17 protein-coding genes are annotated in these 21,874 nt (G+C 45.8%); 6 read left to right on the plus strand and 11 right to left on the minus strand.

Features of this window, described 5'->3' with window-relative positions:
- Position 1 precedes the first annotated feature (1 nt).
- From AC5JL3_RS00185 to AC5JL3_RS00215, 7 genes are all read right to left on the minus strand, one after another.
- On the minus strand, positions 2–166 hold the full coding sequence (locus tag AC5JL3_RS00185) for a hypothetical protein (protein WP_192222396.1): 165 nt from the start codon (positions 164–166) through the stop codon (positions 2–4).
- A gap of 11 nt (positions 167–177) precedes the next feature.
- Positions 178–225, minus strand: a complete 48-nt coding sequence (locus AC5JL3_RS00190; RefSeq protein WP_496072631.1) for a hypothetical protein — start codon at positions 223–225, stop codon at positions 178–180.
- A gap of 185 nt (positions 226–410) precedes the next feature.
- Positions 411–1,214, minus strand: coding sequence for a cyanophycinase (locus AC5JL3_RS00195; protein ID WP_496072567.1), 804 nt, complete (start codon positions 1,212–1,214; stop codon positions 411–413).
- 500 nt (positions 1,215–1,714) lie between these two features.
- On the minus strand, positions 1,715–2,890 hold the full coding sequence (locus AC5JL3_RS00200; protein WP_496072568.1) for a baeRF3 domain-containing protein: 1,176 nt from the start codon (positions 2,888–2,890) through the stop codon (positions 1,715–1,717).
- A gap of 439 nt (positions 2,891–3,329) precedes the next feature.
- A complete protein-coding gene (nuoB, locus tag AC5JL3_RS00205) occupies positions 3,330–4,049 on the minus strand; it encodes an NADH-quinone oxidoreductase subunit NuoB (protein WP_496072569.1) in 720 nt (239 codons plus the stop codon).
- 50 nt (positions 4,050–4,099) lie between these two features.
- Positions 4,100–4,264 (minus strand): hypothetical protein, encoded by a 165-nt coding sequence (locus tag AC5JL3_RS00210; RefSeq protein ID WP_496072570.1) that lies wholly within the window; start codon positions 4,262–4,264, stop codon positions 4,100–4,102.
- Positions 4,265–4,429: 165 nt separating this feature from the next.
- A complete protein-coding gene (locus tag AC5JL3_RS00215; RefSeq protein ID WP_496072571.1) occupies positions 4,430–5,458 on the minus strand; it encodes an SDR family oxidoreductase in 1,029 nt (342 codons plus the stop codon).
- Between the two features lie 279 nt (positions 5,459–5,737).
- On the opposite strand from AC5JL3_RS00215, the gene AC5JL3_RS00220 reads away from it, so the two are divergent.
- Together AC5JL3_RS00220 and AC5JL3_RS00225 are read left to right on the plus strand one after the other, a co-directional pair.
- Positions 5,738–6,079, plus strand: coding sequence for a hypothetical protein (locus tag AC5JL3_RS00220; RefSeq protein ID WP_496072572.1), 342 nt, complete (start codon positions 5,738–5,740; stop codon positions 6,077–6,079).
- A gap of 358 nt (positions 6,080–6,437) precedes the next feature.
- Complete coding sequence (locus AC5JL3_RS00225; RefSeq protein WP_496072573.1) at positions 6,438–7,283, plus strand: sulfite exporter TauE/SafE family protein; 846 nt, start codon at positions 6,438–6,440, stop codon at positions 7,281–7,283.
- A 99-nt stretch (positions 7,284–7,382) separates the two neighbouring features.
- Here AC5JL3_RS00225 and AC5JL3_RS00230 read toward each other — a convergent pair whose 3' ends face one another.
- From AC5JL3_RS00230 to AC5JL3_RS00240, 3 genes are all read right to left on the minus strand, one after another.
- Positions 7,383–9,848 (minus strand): GH116 family glycosyl hydrolase, encoded by a 2,466-nt coding sequence (locus tag AC5JL3_RS00230; protein ID WP_496072574.1) that lies wholly within the window; start codon positions 9,846–9,848, stop codon positions 7,383–7,385.
- 107 nt (positions 9,849–9,955) lie between these two features.
- On the minus strand, positions 9,956–10,438 hold the full coding sequence (locus tag AC5JL3_RS00235; protein ID WP_496072575.1) for a Crp/Fnr family transcriptional regulator: 483 nt from the start codon (positions 10,436–10,438) through the stop codon (positions 9,956–9,958).
- 198 nt (positions 10,439–10,636) lie between these two features.
- Positions 10,637–11,584: a class I SAM-dependent methyltransferase gene (locus AC5JL3_RS00240; RefSeq protein WP_496072576.1), complete on the minus strand. Its 948-nt coding sequence runs from the start codon at positions 11,582–11,584 to the stop codon at positions 10,637–10,639.
- 370 nt (positions 11,585–11,954) lie between these two features.
- On the opposite strand from AC5JL3_RS00240, the gene AC5JL3_RS00245 reads away from it, so the two are divergent.
- The 3 genes from AC5JL3_RS00245 to AC5JL3_RS00255 all read left to right on the plus strand — a co-directional run bounded on the left by AC5JL3_RS00245 (position 11,955) and on the right by AC5JL3_RS00255 (position 17,084).
- Positions 11,955–14,552 (plus strand): M1 family aminopeptidase, encoded by a 2,598-nt coding sequence (locus tag AC5JL3_RS00245; protein ID WP_496072577.1) that lies wholly within the window; start codon positions 11,955–11,957, stop codon positions 14,550–14,552.
- A 234-nt stretch (positions 14,553–14,786) separates the two neighbouring features.
- On the plus strand, positions 14,787–16,508 hold the full coding sequence (locus AC5JL3_RS00250; protein ID WP_496072578.1) for an ABC1 kinase family protein: 1,722 nt from the start codon (positions 14,787–14,789) through the stop codon (positions 16,506–16,508).
- A 204-nt stretch (positions 16,509–16,712) separates the two neighbouring features.
- Positions 16,713–17,084 carry a hypothetical protein gene (locus AC5JL3_RS00255; protein WP_192222407.1) on the plus strand — a complete coding sequence of 124 codons (372 nt, stop codon included), beginning with the start codon at positions 16,713–16,715 and terminating at the stop codon, positions 17,082–17,084.
- Positions 17,085–17,253: 169 nt separating this feature from the next.
- Here AC5JL3_RS00255 and AC5JL3_RS00260 read toward each other — a convergent pair whose 3' ends face one another.
- Positions 17,254–17,817: a Uma2 family endonuclease gene (locus AC5JL3_RS00260; protein ID WP_496072579.1), complete on the minus strand. Its 564-nt coding sequence runs from the start codon at positions 17,815–17,817 to the stop codon at positions 17,254–17,256.
- Between the two features lie 319 nt (positions 17,818–18,136).
- On the opposite strand from AC5JL3_RS00260, the gene AC5JL3_RS00265 reads away from it, so the two are divergent.
- Positions 18,137–21,787: a CHAT domain-containing protein gene (locus AC5JL3_RS00265; RefSeq protein ID WP_496072580.1), complete on the plus strand. Its 3,651-nt coding sequence runs from the start codon at positions 18,137–18,139 to the stop codon at positions 21,785–21,787.
- Positions 21,788–21,874: the final 87 nt, after the last annotated feature.

Here is a 21,874-nt window from a genome sequence, read left to right on the forward strand (position 1 = left end):
TTTACCCTTGATGTTCTCGCGTCCTCTGACTTAACCAAGCGGCTATATAATCTTTGACTTCTAAGGCAGAAGGAAGCTGCAATACCTCATAGGCGATCGCTTTTGCTTCACTCATCGTCAACCTTGAAATACCGACCTTAACCGCCGGAATCGCTGGGGGGTTCATACTCAACTCATCTACCCCAACCCTACCAAAATCGGTATCGCTAAGGGGGATGAAGCCAATTCACCACAAACCCCTACCCAAATACCAGGTCAAGCTAGGGCTTACGCACAACCTCTAAGGAGTAGGGTGCGTCATGACGCACCCTACTATTACTTTTGGCAGAAGGTAAAACCCTCTGCCTTCTGCCTTTCTTGTTCAAGATGAAGTTTAAGTGCACATCAGCTTATCCACCTGAAGAAGCAGTTTACACAATTGGTTTTCGGCTTTTCAGGTCAAAGCGATACCCATGTGGAAGAATATGAAGATTCACTCCACAAAGTGCCAAGTCTTCATCCTTCAAAATATTGCCCAAGTTGGTATGAGTGATTCCTGACACATCAACCACAGTAACAGCGCCTTCCCCAATCACTTCAAACTCGGTGCCATTTACTGCGATCGCAGTATTCTCGTCAATACCGAATCCCAAGGCAACTGGCTGCTGTGCAACGGCGGAGAGTAGGCGACCTAAACGTCCCCGTTCAGCGAAATGCTGATCGATCACGACTTCTGGTAGGAATCCCATCCCAGGTGCCATGTCCACAATCTCAATCCGAGGATTTGTCTCCGACTCTCCTTCAACAATCATCATGTCAGGCATCATTGCCGCGCCTGCACTCGTGCCTCCGATTACGAGTCCTTCAGACAACCGTTGGTGAAGTGCCTTATGAATCTCGGTATCCTTCAGGATGCTTGTGATTCGCGCTTGGTCTCCACCCGTAAAAAAGACACCAGTCGCTTTTGCGATCGCTTTCAATGCACTTTCATCACTTGCTGCTTCACGAGCTTCTGTGTCAACGACTCGAACATCCTCTGCCCCTAGCCGCTCAAACACATTGATATAATTATCTCCCACTTCTTTGGGTAGTCCTGTCGCCACTGTCATGATGACAATTCGCGCCTCGGTGCCTCCTGCCCGTCGAGCAAACTCCCGAAGAATTATAGATTCCCCTTTTTTATCTTCCGCTCCACCAATAATCACCAACTGCCCACTGTTCTCAGTTAATGGCATTTTGTCTCCGTTTTTCGTTCAATTGATATTAATAAATATGACAAGCTCAGGGAGTTCAAGAAAAAACCATCCCAGTCAATCAAACTAGCTGCTCTTAATAAACAAGCTAGCTGATTAAAGTCTAGGTTTGGGATGGTTTCTATCCGAAGTTCTTACACAATAACGATTGCCGTTTCCTATTAGTTCTAGCCCAAGACGTGTTTTAATATTAACTAAAGTTGTGATTAATGATACAAAAAATTTAACGAGTGTTCGTGCTTATACATTCAAGTAAAGTTCAACCTTTACTTTGGGAAGATATTACTAAATATATAAAACACTATATTACTTAATAGATAGAGCCACTAGGTATAGTAAATTCTCCTTATAAACTCCTGGGAGTTTCTAGACGGCAAAGAAAACAGGGTTTACTCTTTTAGTATCCTACTGCCTTTCTTCACTAACGCTGAGAAACTTCCCAGGCTTCTTCAAATGTTTGCTTTCCTAAACAAACCTATGGCTTAAAAACGGAAAATAGCGGCTACTTGTGCCTCATCCGGTACTTGGTTTGGCTCTACTGCATAGACAGTTCCACCATTCAAAACCGTGTTAACCGCAGCAGCATCCAGTAAATCCTCGTCACCAAGTTCCGCCTCAGAATGCAAATCAACTATGTTGCTGTCGGGATTAAAGATTCCCCACTGCTGGACGCCAACGGCAACAAACAATTGCTCAACTCGACTATAACAAGCAGCGGGAACAATCTCTTTAATGTCAGTAGAGGTTAGCCCCGTCCCTTTCAGTTCCTTATAGCGTTCGACAGCTTCTTGTTGCCCCTTTGAAAATAGAGGTTCTACAATCTCCCAGGCTTGTGCTTGTAATTCTTCTGATTTAACATGTTCAGCGTTACCCGTAATACCTTCATCAACTAAATGCTGATAGGTATTTGCTTCTTTGTAAATAGGGAAAAGATACTCTACTCCTGCTAACACTAAAGGAGCACGTTTTCCTCGTAAGTATTTGTGCAATCCCTTATCAATAGAGTGAAAGAATTGCAGAATGCCGTCTTGCTGTTTATCCTGATCGGGGCTTCCCTGCCCATGAAAACTGCCTGCCTGCTGAAAAGAATTGTTGGTTCCCCCTTTTGGGGTACTCATGCGTCGCTGACCATCCTTGGCAGTCGCGTCATACCCTAGGGCTTCATCAAGACTATGGGGTACATCTTTCAGTTCAATTTCTTTGACATTGTCGCGTGTACACCTAAGGAACCTAACCTCCTTTTGACTCAAAGCTAAAACATAATATTGCTCATCACCAATCATCAAAAGAGGTAGTAATGGTTTGAGATGAAAACGGTCAGTAACAACAACTAATTCTTGGAAACTTAGTGGCAAACGATAATAGCGAAATACTCCAGAAGCTAGAAAAACTGCCAGTCCATCACTATGTTCTTCCCCCCAAAAACTCTCATCAGAATCAATTAGTTCTTGGATTGGCTGTAGAAAGTCCGACGCTTCCTTATCGTCTAAACCACTCTCTACTATGCTACTTCTAGCCTCTTGCATCAGATCTTTGAGCCGAATAGAATTCCGTTGATGTTCTGCCGTAGCTCGCTCGATAGGCATATAAATTGATACAAACAATCCTTTAGGTTGTCCTACCAGTTCTTTAATTTCCTCTACAGCCAATAAGCTCATTGAGTTTATCCTCTTCTAATCTTTAATCTTGTACTCAGAAGCAATGTCGTTGGTCAGCGACGCTAGAAGGATGGGTGTAGCTCCTTCTAAAGCGGCTTTGAAGAGTACCAAGCAACATTGATAGGCGTAGAAAGCCTATCCCTACAAATTACCTCTACAACTCAATTGACTCGTCTACCTGTGGAACGAGCCAGAATGAAAATAATTCTGTAATTAGGCATACAAAAAATCTACCCTATTGTTTCGGTAAGCGAATTAATGCCTAAGTGTAGGTATCTTTTCTTACTAATAAAATATTTAACTCATCGGTTTTTGAGAAAAAAGAAAGGTTAAAGAGAAAAACCTTTTACCCTTTAACCTTTTTCCCATAAGCGTATATTGCAAATTGAATGCGTAATCGCTTACCTACACTTAGGTTTATTTATGTCCACCTACTGAACTATGAATTAAGCTCTTCCTGTTGAGCAGTTTTGAGTGCAGGAGGAATTGGCATTCCGATTGCCTCCGTCAATTCTTTAGGTGGTTGCTGGCGAGAAGGCAACGTTGCATCTTTTCCAGTCACGGCGGTGGGGGCAACCAGCTTCATGTTGTGGGTGGTGCTGTAGTAGCGATGTGTCTGCTGAATCTTGCCTCGCTCCTGCATAGATTCATTGGATATCTTCTTTCGCAACTTAACAATTGCATCCATGATTGCTTCTGGTCGGGGAGGGCAGCCCGGAATGTAAACATCTATTGGCAGAATTTTATCCGCCCCTCGAATTGCTGTATAGGAATCGGCGCTGAACATCCCTCCGGTGATCATGCAAGCACCCATTGCAATGACGTACTTTGGCTCAGGCATCTGCTCGTAAAGGCGAAGCGTCGGTTGAGCCATTTTCATGTTCAGAGTCCCTGCCAAAATGATTAAGTCGGCTTGACGCGGACTAGCACGAGGAATTAAGCCAAATCGGTCAAAGTCGAAACGTGAGCCAATCATGGCAGCAAATTCGATAAAGCAGCAAGCTGTACCGTACAACATCGGCCATAAACTGGAGAGTCGCGCCCAATTGTAAAGATCGTCTACTGTCGTCAAAATGACGTTTTCCGAAAGCTGTTGAGTGACTGAATAGGGTCCAGCAGGGGACAATATCTGTTCCTTATCGAAGGATTCATTCTGCATAGGATTTTATGTTCTCGTACACCTGGTGTAGAAAAATTCTGGTTATTGCCCTAGTTGGGTTGGAGGAGTAACTGTTCTTCCTTGTAGAGAAGCAGCGATCGCATTACTAGATGTTGTTGATGGCACTCATTCCTCACAACATAGTCCTGCCAGTTTGCCCGCTCTTCTCTCCGAAGAAATGGACTATCGTTAAGGATGCCTGTAACGCTTAACACAAACAAGTCCCGGAGCAATACCAGGACTTACGCAGAGGTTCTAGATATGGCGTATACTTTGCAAAGTCTTGAGTTTCAGACCGCTACATATAGTACGCTTGCGTAAGTCCTGAACGCCTTAAGGACTTGTAAGCTACTAAACATCCCACATTGGATATTTAGGGGTTACATTAGCTTTCCGTTATTGGCTGCTTGGGTTGCCAACATCGCTAAGGCAACTCCTCCCAACGCTGTCGCTGCGATCGCACCCCACTTTAGCGGTGGATTCTTATCAAACCAGTCAGTGACGCTCGGTATCGTCAACTCGTCAAAATCTCCCTTAATTTTGTTGTAGCCCTCAATAGGCTCGAAGACGTTGTCTGGTGCATCTTCGGACTTCGGTTCATTAGTCCGCTGCCCTTGAAAAGCAATCAAGAGCAGTATCGCATCCACCAGTTCGGGTGAAATCCGCTGTAGCAGATCGAGTACCTTACTGACATCCCCAACTAGAAAGTCACGGGTGGGATGCTCGGCAACATAGAGGATTGCCTCAGCAACAAGGCTAGGTTGATAGTAGGGTGGTATTCCTGTTGGTTTAACACCTAGCTTGGTGCGTACCTTGTTGTAGTAGGGTGTGTTGATTACGGCTGGCTTGATGCTCGTAACACTAATCGGTAGCCCTTCGTGTTTTAGCTCAACCCGCAGTGCTTCCAAAAAGCCTTCAACACCATGCTTGGCAGCAGAGTAGGGACTTTGCAAGGGGAGTCCTCGCCTACCTTCCATTGAGGAAATGTGAATCAGCGCCCCGCGTCCCTCTCGTTTAAGATGAGGCAACGCTGCCATTGCCCCATAGGCTTGCCCATTGAGGTTGACATCAACAACGCGCTTGAACTCTTCCGGTGTAGTTTGGTCGAAGCGGGCAAGGACACCAGTCGCAGCAGCATGAACCCAGGTATCGAGCCGCCCGTATTCCTCAACGGCTTTATCTGCGATCGCTTTTACTTGTTCAAAATCTGTAACATCAGCAGTCACAGCCACAGCCTGCCCACCTTGACTCCGGATTTCCTGCACCAAAGAGTCTAATCCCGACTGACTACGAGCCGCGACAACTAGTTTTGCTCCCCGTGCGGCGAACTGGAGAGCTGTTTCTCGTCCAATCCCGCTGGAAGCCCCAACTATCGTGACAACCTGTTGGTTTATTGGCTTCAGTTGCATTGTGTTCACTAAATCCTTTTGAGAAAAACGACAGTGACGAGGTTTCAGCAAAGTAGTAATTAGCCCTGAACCTATGCCTGCATAGGCTTTCAAGGGCAATTTTGATTGCTTAACAAATCGTTACTCTTATATCCTCAAAAGTAATTGCTCCTGTTTTTTCCAACGTCTATCAATAGAATGGGCTTGATCCCACGAGACACGGGCAGGGTTTTTGTAATATCATCCATTAGAGAGATGACATATTTCTGGCACTGCTAAGACCAGGCAATTTCTTGAACTATGCAAAATGAAACCCTGACCGTCCAATTAGACAAGCGAGTAATCTCTTTGTGGATTGATTCTTTAGATCTTATCCATAGAGAGGCACTGACACCTTGCGAAATCGTACTTGACAACTACAAAGTGAAAAACAGCTTGGGTCTGTTGTTGCAATATCGCACATTGCGAATTGAATGCTTCAGTGAAGCCTTACGGAATGCCTTGATGATTGGGTATCGACAGTATGCGGTTAAAGCCCATGCCTTAGGGTTCGATCTCTGCTTTAGCGTTAATGGTGAATGGTCAGTGGCGTATAACGGCGCTGCGATCGCCCAAAGACCGCCACGTAGTGAAGGGTATTAAAACGCTTCTGGATTTGGTTGTTGAGTCAAAGGGTAAGAATTGTTACATAATCTTGTGTTGAGTGTTGAGTGTGAATCAGTAACAAACTTACCCAGCTTCCACTGCACCCAATGTCTTCAGCGTTAATTTTTGTGCATCTGTAATTCCAGTCACTCCAGTAACGTTACTTCACAAGAGTGAGAACCGCTAGATTAATCCACTTCCCCAATTAGGGTAAAGCCTGCTCAATCTCTGGGATTAGGATGTTGTTTCATTGTCGCAAGCATCGCCTGTCGCAAGGCTTGAGCTTTATCGGGGTGCTGCTGTAGCTGGCGATAAAACTCGATAATCGATGAATAATTTCAACGGAGCTGAACCCTTGATTAGAAAGTCCCCCTCATCTGTAGCAGAGCTAAGAGACAAAGCCTTTGCACAGCGTCGGTTTCGGTTGTCGTTCCTATATTCAGTACCGATTGGAGCGTTAGGTGGACTAATTGGCTTAGGAGGTGCGGAGTTTCGTCTGCCCGTTCTGGCTGGCACTTTGGGCTATCAGGTGCGTCAAGCTGTACCACTCAACCTGGCAGTGAGCTTAATTACCATTGTCGCATCGCTGGTAATCCGGGCTAAGACACTGTCCTTTGGTGCCGTTATAGCGTTGTTGCCAGTATTACTGTCTTTGATTGCCGGAGCGATCGTCACGGCATTTTTTGGCGCATTAATGGCAGGACGGCTTTCTAACGAACAGCTTGAGAGAGCCATCCTGGTGCTGCTGGTGCTGATTGGCGTTGCCTTAATTATTGAGAGCTTTCTGCCTCAAACTATCCCCGCCCTCTTACCCTCTGCTCTAATCTGGCACATTCCAGCAGGCATTCTGTTCGGGCTGGCTATCGGATTAGTAAGCAGTCTGCTGGGGGTTGCAGGCGGTGAGGTGATTATTCCAACACTTGTTTTCGCCTTTGGTGCAGATATTAAGACGGCGGGAACAGCCAGCCTGCTGGTGAGTTTACCAACAGTGTTTGTTGGGTTAGTGAAGTATGCTAGTCGGGGAGCGTTTAGCGATCGCTCTTCCTTGAAAAACACAGTTGTTCCGATGGGCGTGGGTTCTGTCATTGGCGCTTTTTCAGGGGGCTTGCTAGTCGGGCTTATTCCGGCATCCCTGCTGAAATTTATGCTTGGGATTATCTTGAATATCTCTGCGTTTCGAGTCTTTCACAAACAGCATTGACTGAAGCATAGCTGTCGCCATAAAGGTTAGGACTTTCTTTAAAGGCTGAAACGACCGCGTACTAGTAATAATTCTTCTGCCTTCTGCCTTCTTCCAAGCTTAATCCCTAAATGTCAGATAAATTGCCCAAATTGCCATAGCTCTCAGGTAGTGACTGGCGCGGAAGGTACCTGTAGCGGTGATTGCCTCCGGGGTGCGAAATTGCAATCCATTCTCATAAACAGTGCGTACTACTGCCTCCGTTAGTCGCAAGGCTTCCTCTTTCATTTCTAGTTGCATCAGGAAAGCTGCCAGCCCAAAGTTGATGCCCGTCCAGACTTCCAGGGGATGGGTAGAATTGGGATTTTCTGGTGAACCATCGGGTCTAACCCCGTTGGCTGCACCGATCTGAGCATCCTGGAATTTCAAAAAACAGGACTCATACACGCTCTTGAGAGCTGACTGGGCACACTCGATTGGCACAATATCAGGTAATCCCAGTAAACGGGCATAGAACTGACCACAGAGTTGGTCGGCCATAACGATATCTGAGCCACTTTCACTATCCAGCCGATAATATTGACCATTCCATAGCTTTTCTTGATAAAGGGGTCGAGCTTGTTTTAGCCAGTGGCGATACAAGTCGATTGTTTCTTGGATGGATTCTGGTAATGGTGCTTCTACGAGTTGGGATATAGGTGGGTAGTTATTGAGGAGGATTTCACCAATTGCGATCGCAGCTTCTAGTGCTGCCAACCATAACCCGCCGCAATAGGCACTTATCCCTTTAAGCTGCCAGTCGTCAAACGTCTGATCCGGTGCGCCAGAGTTTTCGGGAATCCCATCTTCATCTTTATCAAAAGCCTTGAGATAAGAAAGCGTTTTTACAATCGCTGACCAGCATTCCCACAAAAACTCGACATCATTTGCACCTGTGAGGACAAAATCTCGATAGACCTGCAACACAAAGTCACAAGGTAAATCCTTCCACTGATTGCAATCCTGATAGCTGGTGTAATTCGTCTTCTCCCAAGGCTGCTCATTGGGCGCACCAAGGTCGTGAGGTGTTGCGTCAGCGGCTTTGCGGATAGCTGTAGCCTTGTTATAGCCAATAATCCGGGGCGTCTCATCACTGGTTGGGATAGCACGAGCAAATGCTTCCAATACCGCTTTATCCAGTCGCGGCCAGAGCATCATGAGAGCAAAAGAGCCATAAAGCCGTACATCCAGGCTCTCATACCAGCGATAATCGATGCATTCCAAGACACCAAACTGACCCACAGGGTCACGGTCATCCGCTGCACTCCACAGAGTACCACCGCCAGCAAGTAGGTAGAGTTCATTAAAGAGCGCCATCTTGAACCAATTTGGCAAGTCCCCTCGGTTTAAGATCGGCTCCTGCCAAGCCTGAATTTTCTCTTTCCACAGTTCATTGTGCTTGAAGGCAGTACGGGCAACTGACCAAGCATTATTTCCAGTACGACCAAAAAAATCGGTGTAGCGTCGGTAATAGTTGATTCCTGGTGCAAACTCAGTTACTGGGAAATCCCAAGCGAGGATAAAAGGAATTTTTCGCGTTCTACCCGGACGGATTGTAAAACGAATTGCGATCGCAGCAGCAATTTGTTCTCCCGGTGCGGCTGGGGTTTCATCTTGAAAGTCTGCCAAGCTACCATCAGAGGCAAAGGTATTCCAAACCTCAGCACCATCACCCGTAGGATTCCAGCGACTATGATAGAACACCTCTAGGCTGGGATTAGTGACAGTTGCGATACAAAGTTGCCCTTCCCCTTCCTGAATCTCATCATGTAAGCGAACGCGATCGAGGAGACAGCCGACGCGGTAGTGATCGACAATCCACTCATTAAAACTACCCGTACTATCTCCCAGACGGGGCTGGTATTCGTAAACCGGGCTACCATCATCCCGCACCTGCACCTGTGGACTCTTTATCGCATTAGTAAACCAGCCCACCATATTCTGCCAGGTGAGCATGATGCTGAGCGTAATAGGGGCATCTGTAGGGTTATGCGCCGTCCACTCAAAAATCGCGACAGGATAGCTACTTTCCTGATAACATCCCGCCCAAATCGGAGAAAACTGTTCACAAGTCAGTTCGGTTTGAAAGACATTGTTGTAGACAAACCAACTCCGAGGATAAAGCGCATGGTAAGTTCCTGTATGTGTCCGTTGTTTGTCGTCTGTTGTCCGTTGTTTTTCTAAATCACCACTGTCATGAGAAGCCGGATACCATTGCCACGAGTTAAGGGTGCCATCTTCTGGTGATTCTGTACATAGAGCATAAGCTTGTGCAGGTGAAGACTCTTGCTGTTCAAAGACACTAAACTGACAAGCTGGGAGACTTTTAAACGTATGCTCTCCACCATCAAGGTGCCACAAGTTGAAGTCCCCTCGCGGAGAACGACCAATGCAACCTGCGCCAAAACCCCCTAGCGGCATTCCATGCCAGGGACCATCATCGAGATTACTAGCGTAGCGGACGGTGTAGGGCTTCTCCCAGCCAAGTCCAAGGGGACGATTCCAACTACAATCAGGGATTTTTGGGTGCGACGGAGGATTGATCATGCCCTGATTTTACGGCGTTAAGATGGGTTGAATTACGACGAGTCTGAAAATCTAGTCATATTTTTTGCACTCACCTACCAACTACGTTTGCGATAGAGCGATCGCTTCTATCCCACCAAATTACCACCCGCTCGACTTAACGTCGGTGCTGGATTCCTTGCCTCGTAAACATTCACCTTAGTATTGAGTTCCCGAATGCGACGGGAAAGCAGACGAATAATATTTATGGCAATCCCTGGTGTTTCATCAATCGCATCATACAGTTGCAGTTGGGTTAGCATCAGACATTCGCAGTTTTCCAGAGTTGTTACTGACGCTGAACGGGGTTCAGAATCAAACAACGACATCTCTCCAACAACATCTCCTTGCTTCAGCTTCGCCAAATCGCGATCGCCAATGTGAACCCGTACCAAACCCGAAACCACAATATAAAGCGATCGCCCTTCCTGCCCCTCCGTAAAAATCGTGTGTTCCGCTGGAAACGATAGTTCATCCATCACGGAAGCCAGTCGCACCAAAAAGTCATCCCGTAATTCTTGGAAAATCGGGACAGCCCTGACAAATAATAGACGCTCAACGCTACTTAACATCGGTTAGCGGTTAGCTAATAGCTATTTACGCTTGAGTTATCGTGGAAACCTCAAGTTTACCGTACTGTCTTAAAACCAGATAAAACCATCCTCGATCTACATAGGCAATTTATTAATTTTCCTTAGACCTACTTACAGCTACCCAGTTGTTTTTCTCCTAAAAAAGGCTCTGAGGCATAAAACAGATTGTTTCTGGCGTTAACTGACTTGAGCAACTACTGTTCGATGACGAGGGGTATTGCAAACTATTGTTGGTGGCTGGAAACCTGCTTCTACGAGTTCTTTTTCCAGATCTAAGGCAAAATACTCATCCAGATAAGGCTCTGTACTTTTGAGCAATGTCAAGATGTAGGGTGGCATCTTAGCATAGATTTCTGATTGAGGATTCATGTCCATTAGTGCTAGATGACCACCTGGACGTAGCAAACGCCGTGCCTCATGAAAGATTTGTCGGGTAGCGACTTGAGGCAGTTCGTGGAACATCAAACAAGCCGAAACTAAATCAAAAGAAGCATCGGGTAACCCCGTAGATTCAGCAGCAGCGTGTACCCAGTGGATTGGATTTTGGCTTTTAGCCGCCGTCTCAGCCTGATTTTGAGCGTGTTGGGAGCGATAGTTGGCAACGGCTAAAAAGTAGGGTGACAAGTCCACACCAGTAATTTTTGCTTGAGGATAAGCCTCCTGAAGCGCGAGTGTACTCATCCCCACACTGCAACCCAAATCTACAATATCTTGCACAGCAACATTGAGTTGACCTTTTAGGACATCATGGTAACTCTGGCGGAGTTTAGGGTCACCTTCAGCATCAGCACCCGGCCAAATTTTCGCATGCACAGCGTAGGCAGCCACTTCTACTTCTAATGCCGCATCCCAGCTAAGATTGCCATTGTCGTAAGCGTGGAACGATCGCAAATAGTAATCTGGATAGGAAAGCTCGGTGTTTTGTACCTGGATTAACTGAGTCTCCCAGTCAAGTAAGCGCAATTCCTGCACCCGTTTTGTCCAAGGTACGCCAATTTGTTCTGCCCGTTTAATCATCATGCTGCGGGCTTGGTGCTTGGCTAAGGCAGCCAAGGGCTTGATCGAGAGCAATCCATTGACAAGCCGAGAGGCTAATCTAGGAGCAGTATTTACAGCAGTCGTCATAAAAAGCGTTTTCTCACAGACTCTTGATTTAACATTTCGCGGAAGTCCCTACTTCTAGCCCCCGGCACACGGGAGGTTGGAAGCAAACTACCTTGTTGAAACGACAGAAACTAGCCGTTCAACGAAGTAACGGCGAGTAGTTCATCCAGCTTTATTGTCGCAGAAGGGGGAACTAGGGAAGTAGAGGAGAATCTATTACTGGCATCTGGAAGAGAGATTTTCCCGTCGTTATTAGGATAAAGCTACTAAAAAGACTTGCTTTAACAGACGCGCTAATCTGAAAGAATCATGCCTCGGTCTTAGGAGAGATTTCTACCCTACTCCTAACTCCTGATTGCTTCTCCTTAGTTTTAGTTTTACAGGTTCACGAATGTCACAGTCTTATTTTGATTCTGAAAGTAACGGTCATAAGTCTTTTGAGTTACCTGGCGCTAGACCCCACTACAACCCCGATCGCCCAGGACAAGTTGAGCATATATTCTTAGATTTGACGCTTGACATTCCCCAGCAAAGTTTTCACGGCACCTGCACGATTACCGTTGCACCAGTACGCAGTGGCATCAATCAGCTAGTACTCGATGCCGTTGATTTAAATATTGAATCCGTACAGGTTGACGAAACGCCCCAACCGTTTGACTATGACGGTGAACAACTGCACGTTCAGCTACTTCAAGCAACAGAAGCGGACAAAAAAATCAAGATTGCGATCGCCTATGGTGTAGAAAAACCCCAGCGTGGTCTTTACTTCATCGTTCCCAATCAGCATTACCCCAACAAACCCACCCAAGTCTGGACACAGGGCGAAGATGAAGACTCTCGCTTCTGGTTTCCTTGCTTTGACTACCCTGGTCAGTTGGCAACCTCGGAAATCCGTGTCAAAGTACCAAAGCCATTAATCGCAATTTCCAACGGCGAACTCATCGCCACAGAAGAAGACGGCGACAACAAGATTTACCACTGGTTACAACAGCAAGTCCATCCCACCTACTTAATGACTTTAGCTGTAGGAGACTTTGCTGAAATTCGGGATGAGTGGCAGGGCAAACCTGTCACCTACTACGTTGAAAAGGGTTACGAGGAAGATGGCCGCCGCAGCATGGGCAAAACGCCTCGAATGATTGAGTTTCTCAGTGAGAAGTTTTGCTACCCCTACCCTTTTCCCAAGTATGCTCAAGTTTGCGTTGATGATTTCATCTTTGGAGGTATGGAGAATACCTCCACAACCCTGCTAACTGACCGTTGCTTGCTGGATGAACGAGCTGCCCTCGATAATGATCGTACTGAAAGCTTAGTGGTTCATGAGCTTGCCCACCAATGGTTTGGTGATTTAGTAGTAATCAAGCATTGGTCTCATGCCTGGATTAAGGAGGGCTTAGCTTCGTATTCCGAGGTATTTTGGACAGAACATGAATATGGAAAAGATGATGCAGCTTACTATCTGTTAGGGGAAGCACGTAGCTACTTTACAGAAGATAGTTCTCGCTATCGCCGCCCGATTGTTACCCACATCTACCGAGAAGCAATCGAACTGTATGATCGACACCTTTATGAAAAAGGTGCTTGTGTCTACCATATGATTCGGGCAGAGTTAGGTGATGAGTTGTTCTGGAAGGCGATTCAAACCTTTGTTCAAGACAATGCCCATAACACAGTAGAAACAGTTGACTTGTTACGGGCAATTGAAAAAGCAACAGGTCGTAATCTCCTATTTCTCTTTGACCAATATGTTTTCCGAGGTGGTCATCCAGATTACAAAGTTGCCTATTCCTGGGATGCCGATAGTCAATTAGCGAAAGTCACAGTTACCCAAACTCAAGCCAAAGAAGGCAAGAACGGCAGTGGTAGTGAGTTATTTGACCTGAAGATTCCTATCGCCTTTGGCTTTGCTGAAAATGACAACCAACAACCAACTCCTACTTTTAAAACATTCAGTGTAAGGGTTCATGAACGGGAACAGAGTTTCTACTTCCCCTTAGAGAAAAAACCCCAGTTCATCAGCTTTGATTTTGAGAACAACTACCTGAAAACAGTTTCCCTAGAGTACCCAACCCCAGAACTAAAAGCCCAGCTACAATTTGACCCCGATCCAATCTCTCGCATCTATGCAGCAAAGGCATTGGCGAAGAAAGGCGGATTGGAAGCGGTAAAAGCCCTATCAGAGGCTTTGAAGGCTGATGCTTTCTGGGGTGTCCGGGTGGAAGTCGCGAAACAACTGGCGCAGGTGAAACTTGATCAGACAACGGATGCTTTGATTGCTGGGTTGAAGGATGAAGACAGCCGTGTACGTCGGTCAGTGGTGGAAGCCTTGAGTAAAATCAAGACAGCCCAAAGCTACGAGGCACTAAAACAGTTAGTAGAAAACGGGGATGCTAGTTACTACGTGGAAGCATCAGCCGCTAGTGCCCTTGGCAGAATGGTGTCAGCGAACCTCAAGGATAAGGAGGATGAAGTTCTCCAGCTATTAACTCGTGTACTCCGAGAGAGGGCTGGCTGGAATGAAGTGGTGCGTGGCGGGGCGATTAGTGGCTTGAGTCAGATGAAGTCATCTCCTGTGGCGCTAGAAGTGATTCTGGAATACACTACTCCCGGTGTCTCCCAACCGCTACGTCTAGCAGCAATTCGCGCATTGGGAACAATTTCAACAGGTCAAACGCCCAGCAATACCGAGTGGATTCTGGAGCAACTTGAAGAACTCGCCGCCGAAACATTTTTCCTGACGCAAGTGTCAGTTGTTTCAGCGCTGGGGCAGATGGAGACGGTGAAGGCAATTGGGGTTTTGCGATCGCTTGCTGAACAAACTCCTGATGGACGAGTCCGCCGCATTGCTGAGGAAGCGATTCAGAAGGTGCAGAAGAACGTTGGGTCAGACCAAGCGGTTAAGCAGTTGCGGGAAGAACTCGACCTGCTGAAACAAGAGAACCAGGAACTCAAAAGCCGCATGGAGAATCTGGAAGCGAAGGCTAAGTAACTGTAGCTAAGGATAAAGCGATCAGCGGTCAGCCTTCAGCGTTTAGCTTGGACTAGCGTTTTTATTTTTGGGCTACCTAACAAGCGTCAGACTTTTAGCTAGATTGCATCTAGCTGATAGCTGACCGCTGATGGCTTACCAAGGTTAAAAATCAAGAAAGTTTGTAGTTTTATATACTATATTTAATAAAAAGATAAAAAATAAAATTTATAGTTTGAGAGGCAACTATTCAGCGTGAGTCAGCATCAACTGGTTTCTCCTGAGCCGCAGCTAAGCCAACAGCAGAGGCGTTATGACGCCAAGGCGATCGCACGGTATTATCGCTATCGACCGTGGGCAGCTATTTGGCGAGCTGTCACGATTATTTGGTTCTTCTCTCGATTCGTTCTCAGTTTGAAGTTTGACGAATGGTTCGATCAGGCTGAACGGAACAAGTTCAAACGAGCTTCCCAACTGCGGGAGATGCTGACGCGCTTGGGACCCACCTTTATTAAGGTAGGACAAGCCCTCTCGACTCGCCCTGACTTAGTTCGGAAAGATTTTCTAGACGAACTGATTAAATTACAAGACCAGCTACCACCGTATGATAATGCGATCGCTTTTTCGATCATTGAGGCAGACTTGGGATGCTCGCTCCAAGAAGCCTATAGCAAAATCTCCCCAAATCCAGTAGCGGCTGCTAGCCTTGGTCAAGTCTATCGCGCCTTTCTCCATACAGGTGAAGAAGTTGCCGTCAAAGTGCAACGCCCCAATCTCCTCCCAGTGATTACCCTAGACCTTTACTTAATGCGCTGGGCGGCTGGTTGGCTTTCTCCTTGGTTACCACTGAATTTAGGTCATGACCTGTCCCTCATCGTTGATGAGTTTGGCATCAAGTTATTTGAGGAAATCGACTACATCAACGAAGGGCACAACGCGGAGAAATTTGCCAACAACTTCCGCAATGACCCAACGGTTAAAGTGCCAAGCATTTACTGGCGCTACAGTAGTGTCCGCGTCCTTACATTGGAATGGATTAATGGTTTTAAGCTGAACGATACCAAAAGCATTCGTGAGGCTGGACTGGAGATCGACAAGATCATTGAAACCGGGGTTACAGCGGGTTTGCGTCAGCTTTTGGAGCATGGCTTTTTCCACGCCGACCCCCACCCTGGCAACTTGTTCGCTCTAGCCGATGGTCGCATGGCTTATATCGACTTCGGCATGATGGATCAGCTGGAGCAGTACACCAAAGAAACCATTGCCGGTTCTGTTGTTCACCTGATTAACAAAGACTACCAAGCACTAGCCGCTAATTTTGTCAAGCTCGGTTTTTTAACACCAAACACAGACATTCGACCGATTATTCCAGCATTAGAAACGGTATTGGGAGAAGCGATAGGTGAAAGTGTTAGTAACTTCAACTTCAAGACAATTACTGATAAGTTCTCGGAGTTGATGTATGACTATCCCTTCCGCGTCCCTGCAAAGTTTGCTCTGATTATCCGTTCCTTGGTGACTCAGGAAGGCTTAGCTCTGAGTTTGAATCCCCAATTCAAAATCGTTGAGGTATCGTACCCCTACGTGGCACGGCGTCTCCTCACGGGTGAATCTCCAGAAATGCGACGACATCTCATTGAGGTGTTGTTCAAGGATGGGAAGTTCCAGTGGGAGCGGTTGGAAAATATGATTGCGATCGCACGCTCTGACAAGAAGTTTGATTTGCTACCCACCGCTCAACTCGGTTTGCAGTATCTTCTCTCTGATGAAGGTAAGTTTTTGCGGCATCAGTTGCTCTTAGCGCTCATAGAAGATGATAGGCTGCACACAGAAGAAGTACAACGTCTCTGGAACTTGGTCAAAGATGACTTGAAACCTGGACGTTTGTTCAATGTGGCACTGAGTACTCTAAGTGAACTTTCTACCGAGGGTGTTGCGGCAATCTTACCTCTAGCAACTGCTCTTAAAATCAAGTAAGCTAATGGGCGTTTAAATTTTGTGTTGAATTTAGTCGGTTTTTATTAACTGTTGTTGGTTAACAATCAACAGCCAATAAACAACAGGTGAAGAGTAATCCTGACTTTTTTCGACACTTCACAAAATGCTCTGAGCCAAGTGCTGAGTAATTGCCGTTTGTGAGATTAAATCTGCCTGTGTCTTACTTAAAATCAGGAGTATTTTGTGTATAGCTTTCCCGAACCGCCCTATTTTTTATTAGCTTTTGGTTTATTTGCTAGTCTTACCTGTGGTCTGGCATTTGAAGCTACCCTAAAGCAGAAAGTGCAGGAATGGTCAAAAAACCGCTCCACTCGCACCCTCGCTCAAATGAAGGGGTTTCAGTTGCTTCTACCCTTCGTGGGAATTGCCTTGGGAATTTGTATATTTCTCTCTGCTGGTTTAGAGATTTTTGGTTTCCCTAGCTGGTTATCTTATTCCGTGTCCCTTCCTCTCACCGTACTCATTGCTGTCTTGGTTTGGTTACAACTCAGCAAGCTTTTAACTCAATTAGAGCGAGGTGGCTCAAAAGCATTAGACTTAGATGCATTTGAATAAAGTGTAGTTTTTCTCCTCTCGATAATGAGTGCTGAATACGCAGAAGGTAGGCTGATTAAATCAGCCTCTTCATATTCGTCCTCATTGGCAACGGCTTTTGAATGAACGAGCGGAATTTGATTAGGGTTTTTGGCTATAGTTGTGTGCTTTCTTCTACAAGTGCATAAATTCAAAGCTGCAACCAACTAAATACATCTGCTACAGAAAGTTGCCAATCTCTTAATACCTCAAGAACAGGCAGATATTCAGCATCATATTTGACATCAGGTAACTGATTTGGTTGAAAGACCATTACCGATTCATCTTCAGGTTCAATAAACCAACCTAATTTTGTTCCCTGCTTTAAACAGAAAATAATTTTATCAATTACTCGACTTGGTGATTGGTCTGGGGAAAGTATTTCAATAACCCAGTCTGGGGAAATTTCAAACTTATTGGCAATCCTTCCATTCGTCTTGCGAGGAATAGGCTGCCATTCAAATACTGATACATCAGGAACAATCGAGCGTCCTCCGAACGTACAGCGTAATTCTGGAAAGGCACAAGCTAACTTCTGAGATTTACCAATCTGATTAATAGCAGTCACTAAACTGCCTTGTAAGATGCTATGTTCTCCCTGAGGCATTGGCTTTTGATAGATTTGCCCATCAATATATTCACTAGCGGGTTCAGTTTCTGGTCGTTCCAAAAACTCTGCAAGGGTTAGTTGGGTCGGTGACTGAATGAGGGTCATGATACGCTTCAGTATGTCCTAAGCTTGCAACAATCTTAACGAACGAATCGGTCTCAAGGTCACAAGCAACGCGATCGCATCTTCCAATCACTCTAAGCTAAGGTGGAATGTAAGCTAGTCGGCATTAAACTTGCCTATTAAGGTAATCCCTTGGGTATCTGACAGCTAATAAAAGATAGTTGAGGAGGTTGTGTGATGTCAGCCGAGGCACTTGGTGAGACAAAATCCGAAAGTGCGATCGCCTCAATTTTTGCATAAGTTCCCTCTGTTGTGAGATATAGCTAAACGAGTAAGCTTTACTCCAGTTAGGAAATTGCCAATGCACTACCGTCTCGGAACTCTCAGCCTTGCCGCAACTACCTTACTACTGTTGCTAACATCTCCTCTATTACAAACAGGTTACTTTGAGATTCTCTCAGCACAGGCACAAACTCTTCAAGACCGAGAAGAAGGTGATCGCTTGCTCCAAACAGGCGTTGAGCAATTTAATAAGGGTCACTTGCAAGAAGCATTGGCAATATTTCAGCAAGCCTTAGTCATTTACAGAGAAATCGGCAATCGCCATGAAGAAGGCAAAACTCTATACGATATTGGGAAGACTTATCGCGCTCTAGAGCAGTACCCACAAGCATTAGAACATTATCAGCAGTCTCTAGTCATTGCCAGAGAACTGAGCTTACATACCATAGAAATCAGCATCCTCAATACGATTGGTAAGTTACTCAGAGAGATAGCTAACGAGTACCTGGATCAACAACATCCCAAAGCAGTTGAGTTCTATCGGCAAGCGATCAATATTTTTCGGGCTGCTGCCAATCATGAGGAAGAAGCAGAAACAGTAGTTTTGCTTGCAAAGTTGTATGAGATGTCGAGGCAATACTCTGAGGCAATTGAGGTTTATCAACAGAAGTTGGACATTGATCGTACCCTTCAGAATCGTGAGGAAGAAGCGAGTACTTTCAATAAAATTGCTAATCTTTACAGATTTCTGGGCGAACACTCCAAAGAAATCGAGATTTATCAGCAAATCTTAGCCACTATACGCAGGGCGGACGTTTTGGATTTTAGATCGGGTTATTTCGGCAGAATGGACGAAAGCGACGTACTGATTGCTCTAGGTCGTGCTTACCATCGGCTAGGGCAGTATTCGGAAGAGATGGAGTCCTATGAGCAGGCGTTGACCGTTACTCGTGCTGTGAGTGATCGCGAAAGGATGCTTGCATTGCTGAGAAGGATAGGTGAAATTTATCGACAACAGCAGCAGTACCCAGAAGCTCTTAAGGTGTATCAGCAGGCATTGGCAATTGCACAAGAGATTAGTAGAAAAAGTAGCGATCGCAGACAAGAAATCAAGGCCATCATCAATCCTTATGTAGACCCAGATATTGAAGTTGAAGCTCTAATTGATCTAAGTGTTGTTTATTATTTGCTTGGAGAAGGGCAAGCAGAGAGTGACTATTATCAGCAAGCTTTGGCAGTCTCTCGCAATCTTAGTGGTTCTGAGGGAGAATTTGTCACAACTTATCGTCTAGCCAGCATTTATGATGACAGCTTGAATATCAACCCTAAGGCGATTGAGCTTTATCAGCAAGCGCTGACTCTTGCTCGTACCATTAATACTGGTAGAGCAGAAATTTATCCTTTATTGAAACTAGGCGATCTTTATCTACTTGTTGGTCCTTATCAAAAAGCTGTTGAATCCTATCAGGGAGCGATCGAAATCTATAAGACTGAGGATGTAAGTAGTAATACTAGGAAAAATATAAATATTTTAAGTGAGATAGGGATTGCATATCACCATATGGGACAGTACGCTGAAGCCCTTCAAGCGTATCAACAGGTTCTCAAGGCTCCTAACAACCCGTTCAGCAAAGACTCTAGGAGTGTTACCATGAACAAGCTTGGTACTGTATATCGCGATTTAGGGCAGTACCAACAGGCAATTGACTTGCATCGACAAGCACTAGCAATCGCTCAGCAGCGCTCTAATAGGTGGGATGATGTTGTTGAGGAAGTTGTTGCCCTAGATAATCTGGGAATAACTTATCAAGCGTTAGAACAACACCAAACTGCAATCAAATTCCATCAGCAAGCTCTAGAAATGCTTCGTTGGGATGAAAAGAATCGTAACGAAACAGCGATCACCTTGAACAACTTGGGCAGTGCTTATCAGTCTTTGAAGCAATACCAAAAGGCAATTGAGTCTCATCAGCAAGCACTAGCAATCTTTCAGGAAATTTCCAATCGAGGTGGAGAAGCGAGTGCATTGAATAATTTAGGGGAAGCTCACCTTTCTCAAGGGCAGTATGACAAAGCGATCGCATTCTATCAGCAGTCTCTTACTATTAAACAGAACATTGGTGATCGCGAAGGTGAAGGACGTGTTCTTAGCAATCTTGGTGAACTGCTAGTCAAACAAAACCAGCCAGAATTAGCGATTGTCTTCTACAAGCAAGCGGTGAATGTCAGGGAAAGTATTCGGGATAACCTTCGCCCACTCTCTGAAGAACTTCAGCAGTCCTATGCTCAAACTGTCGCTGATACCTATCGCCAGCTTGCCGAACTCCTCCTTCAACAAGATCGGGTACTGGAAGCTCAAGAAGTCCTCGACTTGCTCAAACTCCAAGAACTTGAAGACTACCTCCGTGATGTGCGTGGCAACGAACAGACTGCTCAAGGACTGGACTTCTGGCAACCGGAACAGCAAATTATCCAACTGTACAAGCAATGGATTGTGCAAAACCCGGATTCGCCGTTTGTTAATTTTGTCAAGAATCCAGATGTGACTGCATTAGTGGGGCAACTGCAACGCACCGCAAGAGGACAGAACCTCAATCCAGAGCAACTATCGCGGCTACAAGACAATCTGCAATTCCTCGATAATGCAGCATTACTCTATCCTCTGATTCTCGAAGACCGAGTGGAATTAGTGCTAGTCACGCCTAGCAGTCTGGTGCGGAAGACTGTAGCCGTGGATCGGGTGAAGTTGAATGAAGCGATCGCAAACTTCCGTTCTGACATCACCTCGCCATCGAGCAATCCCATTGCAAATGCTCAACAGCTCTACCAGTGGCTCATCCAACCTCTTGAAGCGGAACTCGAACAAGCACAAGTCAAAACCATCCTTTATGCTGCTGACAAACAACTGCGTTACATTCCCTTAGCAGCTTTACATGATGGTAAGCAGTGGCTTGCCCAACGCTTTACCGTCAACCACATCACGGCTACCTCATTAACTAATTTTAATGGGAAACGCGATCGCCCCCTGCAAATCCTTGCGGCTGCCTATAGCGATCCACAACTCAATTACCAGTTCCAGATTGGAGAAAACCAGTTTAGTTTTAATGGCTTGGCTTTTGCTGGAGTTGAGGTCGAAACCATTGCTAAGGACATTCCAAACACAACAGCATTCTTCAACAAAGACTTCAACCGTAACAACGTTGAACCACGCCTAGGCGAACATTCCATCATACATCTGGCAACTCATGCTGAGTTCGTCTCCGGGTTACCGCAAGAGTCGTTCATCCTGTTTGGCAGTGGGGAACGGGTGACGCTGCCAGAAATTGATGAGTGGAAGTTGCCGGGTGTAGATTTGGTTGTCTTGAGTGCCTGTCGCACGGCAGCGAGTGGGGAATTAGGAAGCGGAGAGGAAATTTTGGGCTTTGGCTATCAGATACAGCGTACAGGAGCAGAAGCAGCAATTGCCTCGTTGTGGTATGTCAGTGATGGCGGAACTCAAGGCTTGATGAATGCCTTCTATGGGGCGTTGCAGACAGGCAAAATGACAAAAGCTTCAGCTTTACGGCAAGCCCAAATTGCCCTGATCACAGGTGAATATAAAGCTTTAGGCGAAGGTCGGGGGCTGGGAGTAATCGGACAAACGGAGGCTAGTTTGCCTTCTGCTGTCAGTAATCGCCTCAGTCATCCCTACTACTGGGCACCCTTCATTTTGATTGGCAATGGCTTGTAAGCTAATGTGCCTTAAAGTTTCACATTCAAGAATTACTGCTTGCTCTCGTTCATATAGCAGTAGCCACGAATGTTAGGAGATTAACGG

The organism is Symplocastrum torsivum, from assembly GCF_059505465.1.

What these genes read in the sequence shown, in the direction of transcription:
- AC5JL3_RS00185 (WP_192222396.1), bottom strand. Translation starts at nt 166, where the DNA reads ATGAACCCCCCAGCGATTCCGGCGGTTAAGGTCGGTATTTCAAGGTTG.
- nuoB (WP_496072569.1), bottom strand. Translation starts at nt 4,049, where the DNA reads ATGCAGAATGAATCCTTCGATAAGGAACAGATATTGTCCCCTGCTGGA.
- AC5JL3_RS00240 (WP_496072576.1), bottom strand. Translation starts at nt 11,584, where the DNA reads ATGACGACTGCTGTAAATACTGCTCCTAGATTAGCCTCTCGGCTTGTC.
- AC5JL3_RS00235 (WP_496072575.1), bottom strand. Translation starts at nt 10,438, where the DNA reads ATGTTAAGTAGCGTTGAGCGTCTATTATTTGTCAGGGCTGTCCCGATT.
- AC5JL3_RS00220 (WP_496072572.1), top strand. Translation starts at nt 5,738, where the DNA reads ATGCAAAATGAAACCCTGACCGTCCAATTAGACAAGCGAGTAATCTCT.
- AC5JL3_RS00265 (WP_496072580.1), top strand. Translation starts at nt 18,137, where the DNA reads ATGCACTACCGTCTCGGAACTCTCAGCCTTGCCGCAACTACCTTACTA.
- AC5JL3_RS00260 (WP_496072579.1), bottom strand. Translation starts at nt 17,817, where the DNA reads ATGACCCTCATTCAGTCACCGACCCAACTAACCCTTGCAGAGTTTTTG.
- AC5JL3_RS00245 (WP_496072577.1), top strand. Translation starts at nt 11,955, where the DNA reads ATGTCACAGTCTTATTTTGATTCTGAAAGTAACGGTCATAAGTCTTTT.
- AC5JL3_RS00215 (WP_496072571.1), bottom strand. Translation starts at nt 5,458, where the DNA reads ATGCAACTGAAGCCAATAAACCAACAGGTTGTCACGATAGTTGGGGCT.
- AC5JL3_RS00195 (WP_496072567.1), bottom strand. Translation starts at nt 1,214, where the DNA reads ATGCCATTAACTGAGAACAGTGGGCAGTTGGTGATTATTGGTGGAGCG.
- AC5JL3_RS00230 (WP_496072574.1), bottom strand. Translation starts at nt 9,848, where the DNA reads ATGATCAATCCTCCGTCGCACCCAAAAATCCCTGATTGTAGTTGGAAT.
- AC5JL3_RS00200 (WP_496072568.1), bottom strand. Translation starts at nt 2,890, where the DNA reads ATGAGCTTATTGGCTGTAGAGGAAATTAAAGAACTGGTAGGACAACCT.